The organism is Cupriavidus sp. D384 (assembly GCF_001652915.1).
GTDB lineage: Bacteria > Pseudomonadota > Gammaproteobacteria > Burkholderiales > Burkholderiaceae > Cupriavidus.
In genome coordinates this window covers 55,710-77,570 of the sequence record NZ_BBQI01000005.1, presented here as the reverse complement: position 1 = coordinate 77,570, position 21,861 = coordinate 55,710, and the positions used below count along the sequence as shown (strand labels likewise).

Annotated in this window: 18 protein-coding genes; 17 read left to right on the top strand and 1 reads right to left on the bottom strand. The window is 64.9% G+C overall.

Annotation, left to right across the window (positions count from 1 at the left end; translation table 11 throughout):
* Positions 1 to 211: 211 nt before the first annotated feature.
* From pilM to A9J21_RS01485, 11 genes are all read left to right on the top strand, one after another.
* Positions 212 to 1,282, top strand: a complete 1,071-nt coding sequence (pilM, locus tag A9J21_RS01535) for a type IV pilus assembly protein PilM (RefSeq protein ID WP_066731210.1) — start codon at positions 212 to 214, stop codon at positions 1,280 to 1,282.
* A 20-nt stretch (positions 1,283 to 1,302) separates the two neighbouring features.
* Entirely contained in the window at positions 1,303 to 1,950 is a 648-nt protein-coding gene (locus A9J21_RS01530; protein WP_066731207.1) for a PilN domain-containing protein, read from the top strand.
* A gap of 2 nt (positions 1,951 to 1,952) precedes the next feature.
* Positions 1,953 to 2,636, top strand: a complete 684-nt coding sequence (locus A9J21_RS01525; protein ID WP_066731205.1) for a type 4a pilus biogenesis protein PilO — start codon at positions 1,953 to 1,955, stop codon at positions 2,634 to 2,636.
* The gene (locus tag A9J21_RS01520) at positions 2,633 to 3,172 is read left to right on the top strand and encodes a pilus assembly protein PilP (RefSeq protein ID WP_082926171.1); all 540 of its coding nucleotides are present in this window, start codon (positions 2,633 to 2,635) and stop codon (positions 3,170 to 3,172) included. Before A9J21_RS01525 ends, A9J21_RS01520 begins: the two co-directional genes overlap by 4 nt.
* Positions 3,169 to 5,298: a type IV pilus secretin PilQ gene (gene pilQ, locus A9J21_RS01515; protein ID WP_066731203.1), complete on the top strand. Its 2,130-nt coding sequence runs from the start codon at positions 3,169 to 3,171 to the stop codon at positions 5,296 to 5,298. The genes A9J21_RS01520 and pilQ overlap by 4 nt, the downstream gene beginning before the upstream one ends.
* A gap of 213 nt (positions 5,299 to 5,511) precedes the next feature.
* Entirely contained in the window at positions 5,512 to 6,111 is a 600-nt protein-coding gene (locus tag A9J21_RS01510; RefSeq protein WP_082926170.1) for a shikimate kinase, read from the top strand.
* A complete protein-coding gene (aroB, locus tag A9J21_RS01505) occupies positions 6,108 to 7,214 on the top strand; it encodes a 3-dehydroquinate synthase (protein WP_066731199.1) in 1,107 nt (368 codons plus the stop codon). Before A9J21_RS01510 ends, aroB begins: the two co-directional genes overlap by 4 nt.
* Before the next feature lie 55 nt (positions 7,215 to 7,269).
* A complete protein-coding gene (locus A9J21_RS01500) occupies positions 7,270 to 8,433 on the top strand; it encodes a deoxyguanosinetriphosphate triphosphohydrolase (protein WP_066731197.1) in 1,164 nt (387 codons plus the stop codon).
* Between the two features lie 57 nt (positions 8,434 to 8,490).
* A complete protein-coding gene (locus A9J21_RS01495) occupies positions 8,491 to 9,216 on the top strand; it encodes a transposase (RefSeq protein WP_066731196.1) in 726 nt (241 codons plus the stop codon).
* 396 nt (positions 9,217 to 9,612) lie between these two features.
* On the top strand, positions 9,613 to 14,280 hold the full coding sequence (locus A9J21_RS01490) for a glutamate synthase-related protein (RefSeq protein WP_231906775.1): 4,668 nt from the start codon (positions 9,613 to 9,615) through the stop codon (positions 14,278 to 14,280).
* A 112-nt stretch (positions 14,281 to 14,392) separates the two neighbouring features.
* Positions 14,393 to 15,856, top strand: a complete 1,464-nt coding sequence (locus A9J21_RS01485) for a glutamate synthase subunit beta (protein WP_066731194.1) — start codon at positions 14,393 to 14,395, stop codon at positions 15,854 to 15,856.
* Between the two features lie 93 nt (positions 15,857 to 15,949).
* Here A9J21_RS01485 and A9J21_RS01480 read toward each other — a convergent pair whose 3' ends face one another.
* A complete protein-coding gene (locus A9J21_RS01480; protein ID WP_066731192.1) occupies positions 15,950 to 16,483 on the bottom strand; it encodes a GNAT family N-acetyltransferase in 534 nt (177 codons plus the stop codon).
* Between the two features lie 173 nt (positions 16,484 to 16,656).
* On the opposite strand from A9J21_RS01480, the gene A9J21_RS01475 reads away from it, so the two are divergent.
* The 6 genes from A9J21_RS01475 (at position 16,657) to A9J21_RS01450 (ending at position 21,852) form a co-directional block, all read left to right on the top strand.
* The gene (locus tag A9J21_RS01475) at positions 16,657 to 17,745 is read left to right on the top strand and encodes a tripartite tricarboxylate transporter substrate binding protein (protein ID WP_066731189.1); all 1,089 of its coding nucleotides are present in this window, start codon (positions 16,657 to 16,659) and stop codon (positions 17,743 to 17,745) included.
* Between the two features lie 150 nt (positions 17,746 to 17,895).
* Positions 17,896 to 18,747 carry an ABC transporter ATP-binding protein gene (locus A9J21_RS01470; protein ID WP_066731187.1) on the top strand — a complete coding sequence of 284 codons (852 nt, stop codon included), beginning with the start codon at positions 17,896 to 17,898 and terminating at the stop codon, positions 18,745 to 18,747.
* A complete protein-coding gene (gene mlaE / locus A9J21_RS01465; RefSeq protein WP_066731185.1) occupies positions 18,744 to 19,520 on the top strand; it encodes a lipid asymmetry maintenance ABC transporter permease subunit MlaE in 777 nt (258 codons plus the stop codon). The genes A9J21_RS01470 and mlaE overlap by 4 nt, the downstream gene beginning before the upstream one ends.
* 23 nt (positions 19,521 to 19,543) lie before the next feature.
* Positions 19,544 to 20,182 carry an outer membrane lipid asymmetry maintenance protein MlaD gene (mlaD, locus tag A9J21_RS01460; RefSeq protein WP_066731183.1) on the top strand — a complete coding sequence of 213 codons (639 nt, stop codon included), beginning with the start codon at positions 19,544 to 19,546 and terminating at the stop codon, positions 20,180 to 20,182.
* The gene (locus tag A9J21_RS01455) at positions 20,179 to 20,973 is read left to right on the top strand and encodes a VacJ family lipoprotein (RefSeq protein ID WP_082926169.1); all 795 of its coding nucleotides are present in this window, start codon (positions 20,179 to 20,181) and stop codon (positions 20,971 to 20,973) included. Before mlaD ends, A9J21_RS01455 begins: the two co-directional genes overlap by 4 nt.
* Before the next feature lie 249 nt (positions 20,974 to 21,222).
* Complete coding sequence (locus A9J21_RS01450) at positions 21,223 to 21,852, top strand: phospholipid-binding protein MlaC (protein ID WP_066731181.1); 630 nt, start codon at positions 21,223 to 21,225, stop codon at positions 21,850 to 21,852.
* Positions 21,853 to 21,861: the final 9 nt, after the last annotated feature.

Sequence of the window (21,861 nt, the reverse complement as noted above, 5' to 3'; positions counted from 1 at the left end):
CAGACCGTCGGATTTTGGCAACGGATTCGTGGGGACCTTCCGAAAAAGAAAGCGTGGTCAAACCGGCACATTGCCAGCGCCTCCGGATTTTGTAAGAATCCACGAACATAAAAGAGCAAACGTTTCATCCAAGAAACTGGCTCGCACCATTAGAGCGGACATGCCGTGGGCGAGTTCAAATGTCAGGGGGTCAACCTTGCGACGGGGCATCTTGTCGGGTCTTCTGCGCCGGACTACGGTCGGCGTGGATATTGGTTCGTCCAGCGTCAAGGTCGTTGAGCTGTCCGTTGGGGCAGGCAAAAACGACTATCGGCTGGAGAAATGCGCCAGCGAACTGCTGGACCGCAACGCCGTTGCCGATGGCAACGTGGTCAACATCGAAGCTGTCGGGATTGCGCTCAAGCGCGCGCTCGGCAAGGCCGGCATCCGCACCAAGGACGTAGTCCTGGGCGTGCCGTCCATGCTGACGGAATCCCAGACGGTCAGTCTGCCGGACAACCTGTCCGAAGACGAACTCTATTCGCAGGTCGAATCCGAGGCGCACCGCCTCTATCCGCCGTCCCAGGCGGTGAATTTCGACTTCGCGGTGATTGGTCCCAGCGAAACGGAAGGCGGCATCGGCGTACGCGTCACGGCCGCCAACAGTGATCGTGTCCAGGAGCGCGTGACGGCCGCCGAGATGGCGGGCCTGAAGCCGCAGGTGATGGACGTGGAAGAGTACGCCGTGCAGCGCTCGGTCGTGCAGATGCTCGGCGTCCCCGCCGGCCTGAACGAAACCGACGCCAAGGACCTGCCCGTGGTGGCCGTGGTCCATCTGGGCGGCAGCCGTTCCAAGGCCATCTTCTACCAGGGCTGGAAGGAACTCTACGAGCAGCCGCTGAACAGCTATGGCGACCAGCTGACGCAAAGCGCCGCACGCATGTTCACGCTCGATGCGCTCAAGGCCGAAATCAAGAAGCGCAAGAACACGCTGCCCGAGGCGTGGCGGGGGCAACTGCTCAAGCCGTCGCTGGAAGCGCTGGCCATGGAGGTGCAGGGCGCAATCGGCAATTTCATTGCCAGCTCCAGCCTCGGCCGCGTCGACGAGATCCTGCTTTCCGGCGGGCACGCGTCGCTGCTTGGTGTACAGGCGGCGATCCAGCAACAGACGCAGATCACGACCACGCTGGCCAATCCCTTCGCAAACATGACGACCGCAGGCAAGGTCAACGAGCGCTATCTCCAGCGCGACCTGCCTGCCTACATCGTCAGTGCGGGACTGGCGCTGCGCGGCCTGCAATAAGCCACCCCGGGGGGACTCGCATGTCCACGACGACGAATACCATTCCGTCGGTCAACCTGCTGCCGTATCACGAGGCGCGCAAGGCAGCCCGGCGCAAGAAGGTCTACACCATGCTGGGCGGTGCGGCGGGCGCGGGAGCGCTGGTCGTGCTGATCGGCGGCTTCTTCATCGATTCAAAAATCGATGAGATGACCCATCTCAACCAGACGCTGGCGACCGAGAACTCCCGCATGGACGGGCAGATCAAGGAAGTCATGACACTCAAGAAGGATATCGAGGCACTGCTGGATCGCCAGCGCGCCATCGAAAGCCTGCAGGCCGAGCGCAACCTGCCCGTGCAGCTGCTGGAAGAGCTGGTGCGTCAGGTGCCCGAAGGCGTGTACCTGACTTCGCTCAAGCAGACGGGCGACACCTTTGTCGTCGCTGGCGTCGCACAGTCCAACGAACGCGTGTCGGAGCTGCTGCGTAACATCGGCCAGGTGCAATGGCTGGATCGTGCGGAGCTGGTGGAGTCGAAGGCGATCGTGATGACCAACAACCTGCGTGAACAGCGCCGGCTGTTCGATTTCTCGATGCGTTTCGCCTATCGTGCGCCGGAGCCGCCGGCTGACAAGAAGAAGGCAGGTGCACCGGCAGCTGCGGACAAGCCGGCGAAGGGCAAGGTCTGATCATGGCGCTGAATTCCAATATCTCCCTGCAGGACCTGACCACGCAGTTCCGCGGTCTGAACCTGAACGAGCCGGAAACCTGGCCGGCCGCGCCGCGCGTGCTGTTCTCTGTCCTGGCTGCCGTGATCGTGCTGGGGCTTGGCTGGCAGTTCTACTGGAGCGACAAGAGCGACGAGCTTGATCGCAAGCACGCCGAACACGAGCAGCTGAAGCAGCAGTTCAAGTCGAAGGTGTCGCAGGTCGCCAATCTCGAAGAACTGCGCAAGCAGAAGGTCGAGGTCGAAAAGCGCGTGGCCCTGGCGGAACGGCAACTGCCGAACAGCACGGAAATGGATGCGCTGCTGGCAGACGTCAACCACGCCGGCGTGGCGCGTGGCCTGCAGTTCGAGCTGTTCAAGCCGCAGGCGGCCACCATCAAGCCGTACTTTGCCGAAATCCCGGTCAACCTGAAGGTCACCGGCCGCTATCACGACGTCGCACTGTTCAATGCCGACGTGGCGGCCCTGTCGCGGATCGTTTCCATGCGTAACTTGAACATGTCGGTCGGCAAGGACGGCACGCTGTCGATGGAAGGGGTGGCGATGGCCTATCGCGCACTGGATCCGGACGAGCAGGCCGCGCAGCGCAGGGCTGCCGCCGACGCCGCCGCGAAGAACAAGAAGGACAAGAAGGGAGGCGCCAAGTGAGCCGCCTGACCCGACGTCCACCCGCCGCGCTGCATACGCTTGCGGCCGCCGCGCTGGCCGTGGTGGCACTGGCCGGCTGCGGCCAGAGCGATGACGATGACCTGCGCCAGTGGATGACGCAGACACGCGCCGCCAAGGCGCCAGCGCCGGAACCGTTGCCCGAGGTCAAGTCGTACACGCCACGCGAGTACGGCGGGCGCGCGTCGCCGGAGCCGTTTGCGCAGACCAAGATTGGCGATCTGAACAAGACGATGTCTGAGTCGCCGGAGGCCGGACGGCGACACGAGCCGCTTGAAGATTATCCGCTGGAGAACTTCAAGATGCTCGGCATGCTGAAGAAAAACGGCGAGACCTACGGTGTCGTACGCGTAGATAACAAGATCCATCACGTCAAGGTGGGTCAGTATCTCGGCCAGAGCTATGGCCGGGTGGTCCGCATCAGCGATCAGGAGATCGTGTTGCGCGAATTGGTTCGGGAAGGGGTCTCAGATTGGAAAGAGAAAATGACCAGCCTGAAGCTGGAGGCATCCGCATGATCACGGCACGTTGGGTCCGGGCGCTTGCGGGCGCTTCAGCGATGGCGCTCGTGCTGGCCTCTCCGGCCGCACTGGCACAGAACAACCAGCTCAAGCAGGTAGACGCCAACGTGGTTGGCGAGCAGACCGTATTTACGGTCGACCTGCAGGGTCCGCTATCGCAGAAGCCTGCGGACTTCACGACGCAGAACCCGGCAAAGATCGCGATCGACTTCTTCGATACGGGATTTGCGAAGGGCCGCGCGCAGTACGAGTACGCGGGCAAGCTGCTCAAGAGCGCCAATGTGATGCAGATCGGTGACCGCACCCGTGTGGTGCTGAACCTGGCCCGCAACGCCACGTACCGCACGGAAATGCGCGGCAACCAGTTCGTGGTGCTGATGGACAACGTGACGCAATCGGCGGCTGCAGCCGTGCCGACGTTCGCGCCGACGGCGCCGGCAATGCAGCCCGTGGCGGCAAACCGTACGCTGATCCGCAACATCGACTTCCGCCGCGGCACCGATGGTGCCGGCCGGGTGGTGGTGGACCTGTCGTCGCGCGAGTCGGGCGTCAATATCCAGCAGCAGGGCCAGCACCTGGTGGTGGACTTCCTTGGCACCGGACTGCCGAACGATCTGCGCCGCCGCTTCGACGTGACCGACTTCGGCACGCCGGTGCAGGCCATGCGCGCCAGCGATGCCAACGGCTCGGCACGGCTGACGATCGAGCCTCGCGGCAACTGGGAATACAGCTCGTACCAGACTGACAACCAGTTCGTGGTCGAGGTGCGCCAGGTCAAGGAAGATCCGAACAAGCTGATCTCGGGGCAGGGCTACCGGGGCGAGCGCCTGTCGCTGAACTTCCAGAACATCGACATCCGCTCGCTGCTGCAGGTCTTTGCCGACTTCACGAACCTGAACATCATCACCAGCGACACGGTGCAGGGCAACCTGACGCTGCGCCTGAAGGATGTGCCGTGGGACCAGGCGCTGCAGATCGTGCTCGATTCCAAGGGCCTGGCATCGCGCCGTAACGGCAACGTGCTGTGGGTGGCGCCCAAGGCCGAACTGGCCACGAAGGAAAAGCTCGAACTGGAAGCGCAGCAGCAGATCAACGAGCTTGAGCCGATCCGCAGCCAGGTATTCCAGCTGAACTACCAACGCGCCGACGACGTTCGCCGAATGCTGCTGGGCCTGGCAGTGGCCGGGGGTGCCGGTGGCGGTGGCGCTGCCGCCCCGGCGATGGGTGGCGCAGGGACTTCCGCCATCACGCGCATGTTGTCCAAGCGCGGCTCGCTGACGGCGGACCCGCGTACCAACCAGCTGTTCGTGTCGGACATCGGTTCGAAGCTCCAGGAAGTGCAGGTCTTCCTGCAGAAGATCGATATCCCGGTGCGTCAGGTGATTATCGAGGCACGTATCGTCGAGGCCAGCGATACCTTCAGCCGTAACCTCGGTGTGAAGCTCGGTTTCGCGATGCCGAAGTCGGGCAGCTCGCTGAGCACCAACTACGGCAACTCGCTGCCGGGCGCCACGAACGACCTCTCGCCGGCGCTGAGCCTGCCGGCTGCGGCCATCAATGGCGCGAACCCGGCTACCGCGGCGTTCAGTATCTTCAATGCCGCTGCGGGCCGGTTCCTGGACGTGGAACTGTCCGCGCTGGAAGCCGATGGCAAGGGCAAGGTCATCTCCAGCCCGCGTGTCGTGACCGCCAACAACATCAAGGCGCTGATCGAGCAGGGTACCGAACTGCCGTACCAGTCCGCCACGTCGAGCGGCGCCACGTCGGTCCAGTTCCGCAAGGCCAACCTGAAGCTGGAAGTCACGCCGCAGATCACGCCGGAAGGCAATGTGCTGCTGGACGTCGACGTCAACAAGGACAGCGTCGGTATCCAGACCGTCAGCGGCTTCGCCATCGACACCAAGCACGTGCAGACGCAGGTGCTGGTCGAGAACGGCGGCACCGTGGTGATCGGCGGTATCTACAGCCAGGACGAGTCGAACACCGTCAACAAGGTGCCCTGGCTGGGCGATCTCCCGGTGCTGGGCAACCTGTTCAAGAACAACGCCAAGGTCAACAACCGGACCGAGCTGCTGGTGTTCCTGACGCCGCGCATCCTGAACGACAGCGTATCGTTGAAATAACACCGTCCGGGTGCAGCAGGGGGCCCGGATGCAGTAGACTGGCAGGCCGCGTCGGTATCCGACGCGGCCTTTTTCCTTTTCGCGGCATCGTTGGCGGTACCGACGGCCAGCCGGAACCGGACCGCAATGATGCACAATGGCGTATGAATCACGCCAGCGAGGTGGCCCGGGCGGCGTGCCAAAGCCCCGAGCCTTTTCGCGCAAGACAGTCCAGTGACAGCCAATCGCCCGAATCTTTTCTTTGTTGGCCTGATGGGCGCCGGCAAGACCACGGTCGGCCGCTCGGTGGCCCGACGCCTCGATTACCCGTTCTTCGACTCGGATCACGAGATCGAAGCGCGTTGCGGCGTGAAGATACCGGTGATTTTCGAGCATGAGGGCGAGGCCGGGTTCCGGGACCGCGAGGCGCAGATCATTGCAGAACTGACCGGCCGCACCGGCATCGTGCTGGCCACAGGCGGGGGGGCGGTGCTGCGCGAGGCTAACCGCGAGGCCCTGAAAGCCAACGGAACGGTGGTCTACCTGCGCGCCAGTCCGCATGACTTGTGGCTGCGCACGCGCCACGACCGCAACCGTCCCCTGCTGCAGACCGAAGATCCCAAGGGCCGGCTGGAGGCGCTTTACGCCCAGCGCGACCCGCTTTACCGCGAAGTGGCGGACTTCATTATCGAAACCGGCAAGCCGACCGTGGCACAGCTTGCTAATATGGTTCTCATGCAACTTGAAATGGCCGGTTTTACGTTTCCGCCCGCGGAAACCGCCCCCGACACCGACGCGGTGGCAGGGCAGCCGGCGCAGGACACCCATTCATGATCACGCTGGAAGTCGACCTCGGGGCGCGTAGCTACCCGATCCACATCGGCGGCGGCCTGCTGGACCGCGCCGACCTGCTGCAACCGCATGTGCGCGGCCAGCATGCCGTCATCGTCACCAACGAGACGGTGGGCCCGCTCTATGCCGCCCGCGTCGAAGCGGTGCTGGCTGCCCTGGGCAAGACCGTGCGTACGGTGGTGCTCCCGGACGGCGAGCGCTTCAAGCAGTGGGAAACGCTGAACCTGATCTTCGACGCCCTGCTACGGGCGGGCGCCGACCGCAAGACCACGCTGATCGCGCTGGGCGGTGGCGTGGTGGGCGACATGACCGGCTTTGCCGCCGCCTGCTACATGCGCGGCGTGCCGTTCGTGCAGATGCCGACCACGCTGCTGTCGCAGGTGGATTCGTCGGTCGGCGGCAAGACGGGGATCAACCACCCGCTGGGCAAGAACATGATCGGGGCGTTCCACCAGCCCAACGCCGTGATCGCCGACATCGACACGCTGAAGACCCTGCCGCCGCGCGAACTGGCCGCCGGGCTGGCCGAAGTCATCAAGCACGGCGCGATTGCCGACGCCGGGTATTTTGGCTGGATCGAGGACAACATCGCGGCGCTCAATGCATGCGACACCGTCCTGATGGCCGAGGCGGTGCGCCGCTCGTGCGAGATCAAGGCCGCCGTGGTGGCGCAGGACGAGCGCGAAGGCGGGCTGCGCGCCATCCTGAACTTTGGCCACACGTTCGGCCATGCCATCGAAGCGGGCATGGGCTATGGCGAATGGCTCCATGGCGAGGCGGTGGGCTGCGGCATGGTGATGGCGGCCGATCTGTCGCATCGCCTGGGGTTTATCGACGTCGAGACCCGCGCGCGCATCCGTACGCTGACGCAGGCGGCACTGCTGCCTGTGGTGGCGCCGGACCTGGGGATCGACCGCTATATCGAGCTGATGAAGGTGGACAAGAAGGCCGAAGCCGGCAGCATCAAGTTCATCCTGCTGCGCAAGCTTGGCGAAGCATTCATTACCACCGTACCGGACCCGGACCTGCGTGACACGCTGCGCCACGCCGTCCTGAAACCTCCCGCAGAGGCACCGGTCGCGTAAGCGCCTGGTTATGCCTTGCAACCCTGAACCAGCAACGGAATAACGGATTGCCCGCATGACCACCACCGCTCCAGCGACCGACCTCGAAGCCCATCTCGCCCCTTACGCCGCGCGCTCCGCAAAGACGCGCGGCCGGGTGCATGCCGAACCGGCCTCGTCCTCGCGCAGTGAATTCCAGCGCGACCGCGACCGCGTGATCCACAGCACGGCCTTCCGCCGGCTCGAATACAAGACCCAGGTCTTCGTCAACCACGAGGGCGACCTGTTCCGCACGCGGCTGACGCACAGCCTGGAGGTGGCGCAGATCGCCCGCTCCATCGCGCGCAACCTGCGGCTCAACGAGGATCTGGTCGAGGCGATCTCGCTGGCCCATGACCTGGGCCATACGCCGTTCGGCCACGCCGGGCAGGATGCGCTGAACGGCTGCATGAAGAATCATGGCGGTTTCGAGCACAACCTGCAGAGCCTGCTGGTGGTTGACGAACTGGAGGAGCGCTACGGCGGCTTCAACGGGCTGAACCTGACGTTCGAGACGCGTGAAGGCATTCTCAAGCACTGTTCGCGCGTCAATGCGGCGGCGCTGGGCGAACTGGGGCGGCGTTTCCTGGAGGGGGCACAGCCTTCGCTGGAGGCCCAGCTGGCCAATCTGGCCGATGAAATCGCCTACAACAACCACGATATCGACGATGGCCTGCGCTCCGGCCTGCTGACGCTGGAACAACTGGACGAAGTGCCGATGTGGGGCCGCCACCGCGCCGAGGTGGTAGCGGCGTTCCCGGGTATCAACGGGCGCCGGGCGATCAACGAGACTGTCCGGCGCATGATCAATACGCTGATCGTCGACCTGATCGAGACCACCGGGCGCAATATCGCCGCCGCCAATCCGAAGTCGATCGACGACGTGCGGGCGGCGGGGCCGCTGGTGTCGTTCAGCCCGAAGATCCACGAAGAAGCCGCCGCGCTGAAGCGCTTCCTGTTCCGGCATCTGTACCGGCACTACCTGGTCATGCGCATGTCGGCCAAGGCGCAGCGCATCATCACGGATCTCTTCGGCGCCTTCATGCAGGATTCGCGTCTGCTGCCGCCCCAGTACCAGGCAGGCCATGGCGCCGACCAGCCGCGCCTGATCGCCCACTACATCGCCGGTATGACGGATCGCTATGCCATCCGCGAGCACCGGCGCATCTTCGCCGTCAGCGAGAGCAACTCGATCGGCTGATCCGAAAACGGGGACAGATCAGGTTATGATGCGGGCATCTTTCGACCGGGATGCCCGATGGCCCGCCTTCCCCGTTTCTCTCCCGCCGGCTTGCCGGCCATGGTGTTGCAGCGCGGCAACAACCGCCAGCCCGTGTTCCTGGGGGCAGACGACTACCTGCACTACCTCGATTGCCTGCGCATGGCTGCCCGCGAGCATGAGCTGGCCATCCATGCCTACGCGCTGCGCCCCAACCATATCCATCTGGTAGCCTCCCCCAAGGGCCCCGATTCGCTGAGCCTGACCATGCAGGCGGTTGGGCGCCGCTACGCCCGCCATTTCAACCGCGTGGCCGAGCGCACCGGCACCCTCTGGGAGGGACGCTTCCGCTCGGCTGTCATCGAGGCAGATACCTGGCTGCTCCCGGCCATGCTCTATGCGGAGGGCAATGCCGTGCGGGCCGGCGAGGTCATCGCGCCCGAGGCTGACCGGTGGAGCAGCTACCGCCATCACGCGGGCTTCGAATCCAACCCGATTGTGAGCGATCACTCCATCTATTGGGGTCTTGGCAATACGCCATTCGAGCGGCAGTCCAACTACCGCGCGCTGACGGCCGAGGGTTTGTCGGGCCGCACGCTCGCCACGCTGCAGAAACACGCCCACAGCGGCTGGCCACTGGGTAGCGACGCGTTCATGATGCAACTTGAACGCCACGCGACGCGACGCGTCCAGCCGCTGCCTAAAGGTCGACCAAGAAAGTCGGTTATTCCGGATGCCGAAGCGGCGGGGACCGAGTCAACGTAGTTGCCCTGATATTGCGCACCAACATGGTGCCAATGTGGATCAAAGATAATGTGTCCCTATTTAAAATGGGAGTTGTGATGGTGCAATATTTAATGTGTTCTGACCCCATTTAATATTTTTGCGAGGCTCGGACGATTCTCTTATAGTTGCTCCACCCACAGTCATTGTGCGGCGCGTCACGCTCGTGTACGCCGCTGCGGTCCCAGCTGTCTGCCACGCCCGATAAAGAGGCCCCCCGCAACAGCCACCCGTTCGGTCTATGCCCTTGCTGGCTGCGCAGCCTTCACCGGAATTCAGCCCGTGGACCACTCGCAACAATCTTCCGACCTCGCCGCCCGCCCGCAGGCCCAGGGCCTGTACGACCCCACCAACGAGCACGACGCCTGCGGCGTCGGCATGGTGGCGCATATCAAGGGCAAGAAATCCCACGAGATCATTTCGCAGGGTCTGAAGATCCTTGAGAACCTGGACCACCGGGGCGCAGTCGGCGCAGACGCGCTGATGGGCGATGGCGCCGGTATCCTGATCCAGGTCCCGGACCAGTTCTACCGCGAGGAGATGGCCAAGCAGGGCGTGACGCTGCCGCCCGCTGGCGAATACGGCGTCGGCATGATCTTCCTGCCGAAGGAACACGCCTCGCGCCTGGCCTGCGAGCAGGAGCTCGAGCGCACCGTACGCCTGGAAGGCCAGGTCGTGCTGGGCTGGCGCGATGTGCCGGTGGACTGCAACATGCCGATGTCCCCGACCGTGCGCACCACCGAGCCGGTGATCCGCCAGATCTTCATTGGCCGTGGCCGCGACATCATGACCACGGACGCGCTGGAACGTAAGCTCTACGTGATCCGCAAGACGGCCAGCCACGCCATCCAGGCGCTCAAGCTCAAGCACGGCAAGGAATACTTTGTGCCGTCGATGTCGGCCCGTACCGTCGTGTACAAGGGCCTGCTGCTGGCCAACCAGGTGGGCGAGTACTACCTGGACCTGCAGGATTCGCGCGCCGTGTCGGCCCTGGCCCTGGTGCACCAGCGCTTCTCGACGAACACGTTCCCGGCCTGGGAACTGGCCCACCCGTACCGCATGGTCGCCCACAACGGCGAAATCAACACGGTCAAGGGCAACGTGAACTGGGTGAACGCACGTACCGGCGCGATCTCGTCGCCGGTGCTGGGCGACGACCTGCCCAAGCTGTGGCCGCTGATCTATCCGGGCCAGTCGGATACGGCATCGTTCGACAACTGCCTCGAACTGCTGACGATGGCCGGCTACCCGCTCGTCCACGCGATGATGATGATGATCCCGGAAGCCTGGGAACAGCACACGCTGATGGACGACAACCGTCGTGCCTTCTACGAGTACCACGCCGCGATGATGGAGCCGTGGGACGGCCCCGCCGCCATCTGCTTCACCGACGGCCGCCAGATCGGCGCCACGCTGGACCGTAACGGCCTGCGTCCGGCCCGCTTCTACGTGACCGAGGACGACTTCGTCGTGCTGGCCTCGGAAGCCGGCGTGCTGCCGTTCCCCGAGTCGCGCATCGTCAACAAGTGGCGCCTGCAGCCGGGCAAGATGTTCCTGATCGACATGGAGCAGGGCCGCATCATCGACGACAAGGAACTCAAGGACAACCTGGCGAACGCCAAGCCGTACAAGAGCTGGATCGACGCCGTGCGCATCAAGCTCGACGAGCTGGATGCCAAGCCCGAAGACGTGGCCGCCGAGAAGAAGCCCGTGTCGCCGCTGCTGGACCGCCAGCAGGCGTTCGGCTACACGCAGGAAGACGTCAAGTTCCTGATGGCGCCGATGGCGCTGGCCGGCGAGGAAGCCACCGGCTCGATGGGCAACGACTCGCCGCTGGCCGTGCTGTCGTCGAAGAACAAGACGCTGTACCACTACTTCCGCCAGCTGTTCGCCCAGGTGACCAACCCGCCGATCGACCCGATCCGCGAGAACATGGTCATGTCGCTGGTGTCGTTCATCGGCCCGAAGCCGAACCTGCTGGAACTGAACAACATCAACCCGCCGATGCGTCTCGAAGTGTCCCAGCCCGTGCTGGACTTCAAGGACATCGCCAAGATCCGCAACATCGAGCACTACACCGGCGGCAAGTTCCGTTCGTACGAACTGAACATCTGCTACCCGGTGGCCTGGGGCAAGGAGGGCATCGAGGCCCGCCTGGCATCGCTGTGCGCCGAAGCCGTGGACGCCGTGCGTTCGGGCTACAACATCCTGATCGTGTCCGACCGCCGTGTCGACGACACGCAGGTAGCGATTCCCGCGCTGCTCGCGACGTCGGCCATCCACCATCACCTGGTGGAAAAGGGTCTGCGTACGTCGGCCGGCCTGGTCGTCGAAACCGGTTCGGCCCGTGAAGTGCACCACTTCGCGCTGCTGGCCGGCTACGGCGCCGAAGCCGTGCACCCGTACCTGGCCATGGAAACGCTGGCCGACATGGCCTCGGGCCTGTCGGGCGACCTGTCGCCGGAAAAGGCGGTCAAGAACTTCGTCAAGGCAATCGGCAAGGGCCTGTTCAAGGTGATGTCGAAGATGGGCATCTCCACGTACATGTCGTACACGGGCGCCCAGATCTTCGAAGCCATCGGCCTGTCGCGCGAGCTGGTGCAGAAGTACTTCCACGGCACGCCGTCGAACGTAGAGGGCATCGGCATCTTCGAAGTGGCCGAGGAAGCCCTGCGCCTGCACACCGACGCGTTCGGCAACAGCCCGGTGCTGAGCAGCATGCTCGACGCCGGCGGCGAATACGCGTTCCGTATCCGCGGTGAAGAACACATGTGGACCCCGGATTCCATCGCCAAGCTGCAGCACTCGGTGCGCGCCGACGATGGCAAGGGCCAGTACCAGACGTACAAGGAATACGCGAACATCATCAACGACCAGAGCCGCCGTCACATGACGCTGCGCGGCCTGTTCGAGTTCAAGGTCGATCCGGCCCGCGCCATTCCGCTGGAAGAAGTGGAATCGGCCAAGGAAATCGTCAAGCGCTTTGCTACCGGCGCCATGTCGCTGGGCTCGATCTCGACCGAAGCCCACGCAACGCTGGCCGTGGCGATGAACCGCATTGGCGGCAAGTCGAACACGGGCGAAGGCGGCGAGGACGAGAAGCGCTACCGCAACGAACTGCGCGGCATCCCCATCAAGCAGGGCGACTCGCTCAAGAGCCTCCTGGGCGACCACGTGGTGGAAAAGGACCTGGAACTGAAGGCCGGCGATTCGCTGCGCTCGAAGATCAAGCAGGTGGCGTCGGGCCGTTTCGGCGTGACCGCCGAATACCTGGCATCGGCCGACCAGATCCAGATCAAGATGGCGCAGGGCGCCAAGCCGGGCGAAGGCGGCCAGCTGCCGGGCCACAAGGTGTCGGACTACATCGGCAAGCTGCGTTACTCGGTGCCGGGCGTGGGCCTGATCTCGCCGCCCCCGCACCACGACATCTACTCGATCGAGGATCTGGCACAGCTGATCCATGATCTGAAGAACGTGAACCCGGCGTCGGACATTTCGGTGAAGCTCGTGTCCGAAGTGGGCGTGGGTACCGTGGCTGCCGGCGTTGCCAAGGCCAAGGCCGATCACGTGGTGATCGCCGGCCATGACGGCGGCACCGGCGCATCGCCGTGGTCGTCGATCAAGTACGCCGGTTCGCCGTGGGAACTGGGCCTGGCCGAAACGCAGCAGACGCTGATGCTGAACGGCCTGCGCAACCGCATCCGCGTGCAGGCTGACGGCCAGATGAAGACCGGCCGCGACGTGGTGATCGGCGCGCTGCTGGGCGCCGACGAATTCGGCTTCGCCACGGCACCGCTGGTGGCCGAGGGCTGCATCATGATGCGCAAGTGCCACCTGAACACCTGCCCGGTGGGCGTGGCCACGCAGGATCCGGCGCTGCGCAAGAAATTCCAGGGCAAGCCCGAGCACGTGGTGAACTTCTTCTTCTTTGTTGCGGAAGAAGCGCGCGAGATCATGGCCCAGCTGGGTATCCGCACGTTCGACGAACTGATCGGCCGTGCCGACCTGCTCGACATCCGCAACGGCATCGATCACTGGAAGGCCCGCGGCCTGGACTTCAGCCGCATCTTCTTCCAGGCGCCGATCCCGGCCGACGTGCCGCGCTACCACACCGACGTGCAGGATCACGGCCTGTCGGTGGAAGCCGGCAAGGCGCTGGACCACACGCTGATCGCCAAGGCACGCCTGGCAATCGACAAGGGTGAGCGCGTGTCGTTCATCCAGCCGGTCAAGAACGTGAACCGCACGGTGGGCGCGATGCTGTCCGGCGTGGTGGCCAAGCAGTACGGCCACGAGGGCCTGCCCGACGACACGATCCACATCCAGTTCCAGGGCACGGCCGGCCAGTCGTTCGGCGCGTTCCTGGCACATGGCATCACGATGGATCTGGTGGGCGACGCCAACGACTACGTGGGCAAGGGCCTGTCCGGTGGCCGCGTGATCGTGCGTGCCCCGCACGAATTCCGTGGCGACCCGACCCGCAACATCATCGTGGGCAACACCGTGCTGTACGGCGCGCTGGCCGGCGAGGCGTTCTTCAACGGCGTGGGCGGCGAGCGTTTCGCGGTGCGTAATTCGGGCGCCACTGCCGTGGTGGAAGGCACCGGCGACCATGGCTGCGAGTACATGACCGGCGGCACGGTGGTCGTGCTGGGCGGCACGGGCCGCAACTTCGCGGCCGGCATGTCGGGCGGCGTGGCCTACGTCTATGACGAGGACGGCCTGTTCGACAAGCGCTGCAACACGTCGATGGTGGCGCTGGAAGCCGTGCTCGCCTCGGCCGACCAGCAGAAGGGCCAGCCGGAATCGCAATGGCACAAGTTCAACGGCACCCGCCAGCTGGACGAAGTGATCCTGCGCAACCTGATCGAGCAGCATTTCCGCTACACCGGTTCGGAGCGCGCCAAGGCGCTGCTGGCCGACTGGACCACGGCACGCCGCAAGTTCGTCAAGGTCTTCCCGACCGAGTACAAGCGCGCCCTGGGCGAGATGTTCGAAAAGGAACAGGCAGCCCGCGACAGCGATCGCGAAGCGGTAGCCGCCTGACCGGCAGCCACACCACGAGAGGCGCCGCCGCCACGGCTGCGGCGCCAACAAGATACTGACCCCACGCGAGGCCGGCCCGGCCGCCTCGCGCCAGCAAGACCAAGGATGCAACATGGGTAAGGCGACAGGCTTTCTCGAATTTCCGCGCCAGAACGAAGGCTACGAACCCGTAGTCAAGCGCGTGAAGCACTACAAGGAATTCGTGTTCGCGCTCTCCGACAGCGAAGCGAAGGTCCAGGGTGCCCGCTGCATGGACTGCGGTATCCCGTTCTGCAACAACGGCTGCCCGGTCAACAACATCATTCCCGACTTCAACGACCTGGTGTATCGCCAGGACTGGAAGTCGGCGATCGAAGTCCTGCACCAGACGAACAACTTCCCCGAGTTCACGGGCCGCATCTGCCCGGCACCGTGCGAGGCTGCCTGCACGCTGGGCATCAACGAACTGCCGGTGGGCATCAAGTCGATCGAGCACGCCATCATCGACAAGGCCTGGGAAGAAGGCTGGGTTGCGCCGCAGGTGCCGAAGCACAAGACCGGCAAGACCGTGGCCGTGGTGGGCTCGGGCCCCGCTGGCATGGCGGCTGCCCAGCAACTGGCGCGCGCCGGCCACGACGTGACCGTGTTCGAGAAGAACGACCGCGTCGGCGGCCTGCTGCGCTACGGCATCCCCGACTTCAAGATGGAGAAGGACCTGATCGACCGCCGCATCGAGCAGATGCAGGCCGAAGGCGTGACCTTCCGCGCGGGCGTGATGGTGACCGACGGCGCGCTGCCGGCCGGCATCAAGAACTATGCGCGTGAAACCATCTCGGCACAGGCGCTGATGGACCAGTTCGACGCCGTGGTGCTGGCGGGCGGTTCGGAAGTGCCGCGCGACCTGCCGGTGCCGGGCCGTGAACTGGCCGGCGTCCACTACGCGCTGGAATTCCTGATCCCGCAGAACAAGGAAGTGGCTGGCGACGGCGTCAACGACATCCGCGCCGAAGGCAAGCATGTGATCGTGATTGGTGGCGGCGATACCGGGTCGGACTGCGTGGGCACGTCGAACCGCCACGGCGCCGAATCGGTCACGCAGTTCGAACTGCTGCCGCAACCGCCGGATGAAGAAAACAAGCCGCTGGTGTGGCCGTACTGGCCGATCAAGCTGCGCACGTCGTCGTCGCATGACGAGGGCTGCTCGCGTGACTGGTCGGTGGCGACCAAGGAACTGATCGGCGAGAACGGCAAGGTCACGGCACTGAAGGCCTGCCGCGTGGAGTGGAAGGACGGCCGGATGCAGGAAGTGCCGGGCAGCGAGTTCGTGCTGAAGGCCGACCTGGTGCTGCTGGCGATGGGCTTCACGAACCCGGTGGGCTCGATGCTGGAAGCCTTCGGCGTGGACACCGACGCTCGCAAGAACGCCAAGGCATCGACCGAAGGCGAGCGTGCCTACCACACGAACGTGCCGAAGGTCTTCGCTGCCGGCGACGTGCGCCGTGGTCAGTCGCTGGTGGTCTGGGCCATCCGCGAAGGCCGCCAGGCCGCCCGCTCGGTCGACACGTTCCTGATGGGCCATTCGGAACTGCCGCGCTAAGCTGCCGGTTCCGGCCCTGGCTGGAAAAAACCCCCGCATGCCGGAAGGCTGCGGGGGTTTTTTGTCTTGGACGATGGCTCGGAAAGCGCTGACCTACAGTAGACACCCCATCAACACCGCCCCCTCCCCATAGGCCGCCAGCTTGGCCGCATGCCTGCCGGCCGCCAGTGGTGCATATCCGAGCCTGCGCCAGTATCGGTCGGCCGACTGCACGGCGATGAGCCGTGACGACCGCAGCCCGGCCTTCGTCGCCACATCGCGCGCCGCGTCGTGGAGTTGGGAGGCCAGTCCCGCGCCGCGTCCGATTGGCGCAACGGCCATGTCGTGGATAAACCACGTCAGCGGTTCGGTATCGGGCCAGTCGCAAACAAGCTGGCCGTTCCAGGGTGGCAGCGATGACTCGGGCCAGGCATGGGTGAACAGGTAGGCGGCCAGCAAGGGATCGGAATGGCCGTTTTGCGATGGCGAGGACACGGCCGCAACCCAGCAGGTGGCGGGAGACAGTGCAAGCCGGCTTTGCAGGGCAGCGGCGGACTCGACCAGCGCTTCGCCGTAGCACTGTGCCTGGATGGCGAGCACGGCGGGCAGATCGGCGGGGTGCATGGGCCGCAGGACGAATTCAGGCATCAACCGATTATACGGGCGCTCACATTGGGGTCCGCCCGGAGAGCGTTTACGCGGTCTGGGCGCTGCCACGCAATGTCCCTACAATTTCCTCAAACTAGATAAGAAGAGACTGCCTCGAAATCCTTTCAGCCGATTTGGTGCCGTAGCGGTGGGGTACGGCCCGGAGGAAATTGATGCCCGAAGTACGCAAATGCATGCGGCTTTGGCGAGGTATAGCGAAGTTGCCAATACTCGCTGCCAGATGGTCGGGGTGTACGGTTGCCGTGGCGCTTTGCACGGCGACGGCCCTTGCTCAACCTCCCGCTGTCGCCCAGCTTGCCAGCATTCCGCCTGCCGCTCGCGCGGAGCCGCCGAGTCGCCCGGTGTCGTTCCCGGCCCGGCCGCTGCGCATGATCGTGCCGTTTCCCGCCGGCGGCGTTGCCGACGCCGTGGCGCGTCTTGTGGCGGAACGGCTATCCCAGAGGCTTGGCGTGCCGGTCGAGGTGGACAATCGCCCCGGCGCAGCAGGCACCATGGCTGGCGATCTCGTCGCCAAGGCCAGTTCCGACGGCCATACGCTGCTGTTCCATCAGGCGAACATGCTGATCCAGCCCGGGCTGGAACCGGTCCCCTATGACGTGATGCGCGACTTCACCCCCGTGGCGCGGGTGGCCGCGACGCCGTTGTTCCTGGTGATCGATGGTCATTTGCCGATGACCACGCCCCAGCAATGGGTCACAGCGGTGCGGTCAAGCCCGGCGTCTTACAGCTACGGCTATGGCCAGGCGGGCAGCCCATCGCATCTGTATGCCGAGTACGCCGTGCGCGGCATGCCGCCCAGCGTCCCGCTGGTGGTAGCCAAGGGCGAGAGCGCAGTCGTCCAGGAAATGCTTGCGGGCCGCATCAGCGCCTGCTTTTGTTCCTGGGCCGCGGTGCAGACGCATGTGCGCTCGGGGGCACTCAAAATCCTGGGCGTGACCGGGCCGGTGCGCTCGCCGCTGTCGCCACAGGTGCCGACGCTGCAGGAAACCGGCATGGAAGGGTACGGCGCGCTGGCCTGGTATGGCGTGATGGCGCCGGCCAAGACGCCGCGTGCAATCGTCGCGCGACTGGCTACGGAGCTGGACAGTGTGACCAACGAACGCGGCGTGCAGGCCCAGCTGATGGCTGCCGGTCTGACCCCGGTGCGCGACTCGCCCGACGCCTTTGCCACCGCCATCCGCTCGGAATCGGTGCAGTGGCAGGTGATCCTGCGCCAGGCCGGCCCGCGCGCCGAACCCTGAGCGCGTGCTGCCGCCCTGGCCAGGGTCGGGGTGGCGTCACACCTTTGTCTCGGATTGTTGCCGGCTGTGCAATGGTGAGATCACCACACAGGACGGCGACCGATAGGTAGTAGCCCTTATAATGGCCGCCTGTTCAAATCCGGTGACATCGTGACCGCTAACGTGCCGAACCCGTCTGGCCAGGCCTTTACAGGCCCCAACGTCGTCGAACTCGCGGATGTCGATTTTGCATACGCGGCTGGCGACAAGCCCATCCTTTCCGGCCTTTCCATGCGTTTTCCGCGCGGGAAAGTGGTGGCCGTCATGGGCGGGTCGGGCTGTGGCAAGACCACGGTGATGCGGCTGGTGGGCGGCATGGTGCGCCCGCAGCGTGGCCGCGTGACGTTCAATGGCGCCGATATCGACGCCATGGACCAGACCGCGCTGTATGCGGTGCGCAGGCAGATGGGCATGCTGTTCCAGTTTGGCGCGCTGTTTACTGACCTGTCGGTATTCGACAACGTCGCATTCCCGCTGCGCGAGCACACGGACCTGCCCGAATCAATGATTCGCGATCTGGTGCTGATGAAGCTCAACGCGGTGGGGCTGCGCGGGGCGCGCGACCTGATGCCGGCGCAGATCTCGGGCGGCATGGCGCGGCGCGTGGCGCTGGCGCGGGCCATTGCGCTGGACCCGGCGCTGCTGATGTACGACGAGCCGTTCGCGGGGCTGGACCCGATCTCGCTCGGGCTGACGGCCAACCTGATCCGCGACCTCAACGACGCGCTGGGCGCCAGCACCATCATCGTCTCGCACGACGTGCAGGAAACCTTCCAGATCGCCGACTACGTCTATTTCATCGCGAACGGCAAGATTGCCGCCGAAGGGGCGCCCGACGACCTGCGCGCGTCGAGCGATCCGTTTGTGCGCCAGTTCGTGCACGCCGAGGCCGATGGCCCGGTGCCTTTCCACTACGCCGGCCCCACGTTGGCCGAAGATTTCCTGGCCGGAGGCGCGCGTTGACCGGCTTCTTCACTACCATCGGCGCCGCGGTGCGCCAGTTCGTGGGCGGCCTGGGCCGCGCCACGCGCATGTTCCTGTCCGTGCTGGCGCTGTCGCCGGCCCTGCTGCGCCGTTTCCGGCTGATTTCCGATCAGGTGTTCTTCGTCGGCAACCTGTCGCTGGTCATCATCGCCGTGTCGGGTCTGTTCGTCGGCTTCGTGCTGGGCCTGCAGGGGTACTACACGCTGAACCGCTATGGGTCCGAGCAGGCACTGGGCCTGCTGGTGGCGCTGTCGCTGGTGCGTGAACTGGGGCCGGTGGTGTCGGCCCTGCTGTTCGCGGGCCGCGCCGGCACGTCGCTGACGGCCGAAATCGGGCTGATGAAGGCCGGCGAGCAGCTGACCGCCATGGAAATGATGGCCGTGAACCCGTTGCAGCGGGTGATCGCGCCGCGCTTCTGGGCCGGTGTCATCGCCATGCCGATCCTGGCTGCGATCTTCAGTGCCGTGGGTATCCTGGGCGGCTACCTGGTTGGCGTGCAGCTGATCGGCGTGGATGCCGGCGCGTTCTGGTCGCAGATGCAGGGCGGCGTGGACGTGCGCGCCGACGTGCTGAACGGCGTGATCAAGAGCTTTATTTTTGGCATTGCGGTGACGTTCATCGCGCTGTACCAGGGATTCGAGGCCAACCCGACGCCCGAGGGGGTGTCGCGCGCCACCACGCGGACCGTGGTGATGGCGTCGCTGGCCGTGCTCGGCCTGGATTTCCTGCTGACCGCACTGATGTTCAGCTGACAAGCATTCGACAAGAGACTCGCATGAAGAAAAATTCGCTCGACTACTGGGTGGGGTTGTTCGTGGTGGTGGGATTCGCCGCACTGCTGTTCCTGGCGCTGAAAGCCGGCAACATGAGCAGCCTGTCGTTCCAGGATACCTACGCGGTCACCGCGCAGTTCGACAATATCGGCGGCCTGAAGCCGCGTGCGCCGGTCAAGAGCGCCGGCGTGGTGGTGGGCCGTGTGGCGTCGATCAACTTCGACGACAAGCAATACCAGGCCACCGTGACGATGAACCTGGAAAAGCGCTACGAATTCCCGCGGGACACGTCGGCCAAGATCCTGACCTCGGGGCTGCTCGGCGAGCAGTACATCGGGCTGGAAGCCGGCGGTGACGACAAGATGCTGGCGCAGGGCAGCAAGATCACGATGACGCAATCCGCCGTGGTGCTGGAAAACCTGATCGGCCAGTTCCTGTACAACAAGGCGGCCGATGCCGGCGCAGGCGGCAACAGCGGCAACAGCGGCAACAGCGGCGGCAGCGGCGGCAGCGGCGGCAGCGGCGGCAGCGCGCCGGCCCCGGCTGCATCTTCCTCCTCGTCCTCCTCTGCTTCGTCGAATGCGTCCGGCTCGGGTGCAGCGGCCCTGCCGGCCGCGCCGGGGATGGGCGGTAGCAAATGAGTACCTTTCATCGCCTGACCGCGGCATCGCTGGTCGCGCTGGCCCTGGCCGGCTGCGCCACCGGGCCCAATGCCAACCCGGCAGATCCGCTGGAGCCGTTCAACCGTGGCGTTTCCACGTTCAACGACAATCTCGACAAATACGCGTTGAAGCCGGTGGCCGAGGGCTACCAGGACTACGTCCCGTCGCCGGTGCGCACTGCGGTGGGCAACTTCTTCTCGAATGTCAGCGATGTGTACTCGGCGGCCAACAACCTGCTGCAGGGCAAGCCGTCGCGGGCCGCGGAAGACACGATGCGCGTGGCGATCAACAGCGTGCTGGGCCTGGGCGGCCTGATCGACATCGCCACGCCGGCCGGTCTGCCGAAGTACAAGGAAGACTTTGGCCAGACCATGGGCGTGTGGGGTGTGCCGTCGGGGCCGTACCTGGTGCTGCCGCTGTTCGGGCCGAGCAGCGTGCGGGATGGCACGGGCATGGTGGTGGATCGTTTCATGGACCCGACCACCTATATTTCGCCGTGGTACGCCAGCCTGTCGGTGTCGACCGTGCGCGTGGTTGACGGCCGGGCCCAGCTGCTTGGCGCCACGAACCTGATCGAAGCCGCCGCGCTGGACAAATACGCGTTCCTGCGCGATTCGTACCTGCAGCGCCGCGATTACCTGATCCACGACGGCAATCCGCCGTCACAGGATGACGAGGACCAGCCGCAGCAGCCCCAGCAGAAGTCGCCGCAGGACCCGGATGGCGGTGGCAAGGCCGCGCCGGCCGGTTCGGATACCAAGGAAGGCTGAGGCGCCGGGGGCAGCCCGCGAGGTCTGCCCGCAAGCCATGGCAGGCGCGGGCCTGGCCGGCCTGTGAGCGCGCTGTGAGCTCTGAAACAAAGTGTATGAAAGTGGTGTTTGAGGCATGTGCGTGTACCATGCCCCGCTAACGCCTGTGTTTCAATGATTTCCGATGGCGGTGCATTGTTGCCCTGTCGGATGGGCGTGGATCTGCCGATACCCTGCAGGTGCCGTCCCGGAAAGAAAGGATAAATTCACATGATCAAGCGACTGTTGCTCCCCTTCCTCACTGTTGTTGCCTTTGCCGGTGCTGGCGCTGCGCAGGCCCAGCAGGCTGACGCCTCGACGCCGGATGGCCTGGTCAAGGGCGTGGTGAACGAGGTGATGTCCACGGTGCAGGCCGACAAGGACATGCAGGCCGGCAATATCGGCAAGATCACCCAGCTCGTCGAGCAGAAGATCCTGCCCCACGCCAACTTCACGCGTACCACGCAGATCGCCATGGGCCGCAACTGGTCGAAGGCCACGCCGGAACAGCAGAAGGTGATTACCGACGAGTTCAAGACGCTGCTGATCCGCACGTACGCCGGCGCCATCGCCCAGATCCGCGACCAGAAGGTGCAGTTCCGTCCGTATCGCGGCACGGCTGACGACACCGATGCCACCATCCGCACCCAGGTCATCAACAAGGGCGAGCCGATCCAGATGGACTACCGCCTGGAAAAGACCCCCGAGGGCTGGAAGGTCTATGACATCAACGTGCTGGGCGCCTGGCTGACCGAAGCGTACAAGGGCAGCTTCAACACCATCGCCAACCAGCAGGGCGTGGACGGCGTCATCAAGACGCTGCAGGACCGCAACCGCCAGCTGGCCAACGCCAAGAGCTGAACGGCCGGT

What these genes read in the sequence shown, in the direction of transcription:
- pilQ (WP_066731203.1), top strand. Translation starts at nt 3,169, where the DNA reads ATGATCACGGCACGTTGGGTCCGGGCGCTTGCGGGCGCTTCAGCGATG.
- aroB (WP_066731199.1), top strand. Translation starts at nt 6,108, where the DNA reads ATGATCACGCTGGAAGTCGACCTCGGGGCGCGTAGCTACCCGATCCAC.
- A9J21_RS01530 (WP_066731207.1), top strand. Translation starts at nt 1,303, where the DNA reads ATGTCCACGACGACGAATACCATTCCGTCGGTCAACCTGCTGCCGTAT.
- A9J21_RS01495 (WP_066731196.1), top strand. Translation starts at nt 8,491, where the DNA reads ATGGCCCGCCTTCCCCGTTTCTCTCCCGCCGGCTTGCCGGCCATGGTG.
- A9J21_RS01450 (WP_066731181.1), top strand. Translation starts at nt 21,223, where the DNA reads ATGATCAAGCGACTGTTGCTCCCCTTCCTCACTGTTGTTGCCTTTGCC.
- A9J21_RS01480 (WP_066731192.1), bottom strand. Translation starts at nt 16,483, where the DNA reads ATGCCTGAATTCGTCCTGCGGCCCATGCACCCCGCCGATCTGCCCGCC.
- A9J21_RS01500 (WP_066731197.1), top strand. Translation starts at nt 7,270, where the DNA reads ATGACCACCACCGCTCCAGCGACCGACCTCGAAGCCCATCTCGCCCCT.
- A9J21_RS01485 (WP_066731194.1), top strand. Translation starts at nt 14,393, where the DNA reads ATGGGTAAGGCGACAGGCTTTCTCGAATTTCCGCGCCAGAACGAAGGC.
- A9J21_RS01525 (WP_066731205.1), top strand. Translation starts at nt 1,953, where the DNA reads ATGGCGCTGAATTCCAATATCTCCCTGCAGGACCTGACCACGCAGTTC.
- mlaD (WP_066731183.1), top strand. Translation starts at nt 19,544, where the DNA reads ATGAAGAAAAATTCGCTCGACTACTGGGTGGGGTTGTTCGTGGTGGTG.
- A9J21_RS01475 (WP_066731189.1), top strand. Translation starts at nt 16,657, where the DNA reads ATGCCCGAAGTACGCAAATGCATGCGGCTTTGGCGAGGTATAGCGAAG.
- A9J21_RS01455 (WP_082926169.1), top strand. Translation starts at nt 20,179, where the DNA reads ATGAGTACCTTTCATCGCCTGACCGCGGCATCGCTGGTCGCGCTGGCC.
- A9J21_RS01490 (WP_231906775.1), top strand. Translation starts at nt 9,613, where the DNA reads ATGGTGGCGCATATCAAGGGCAAGAAATCCCACGAGATCATTTCGCAG.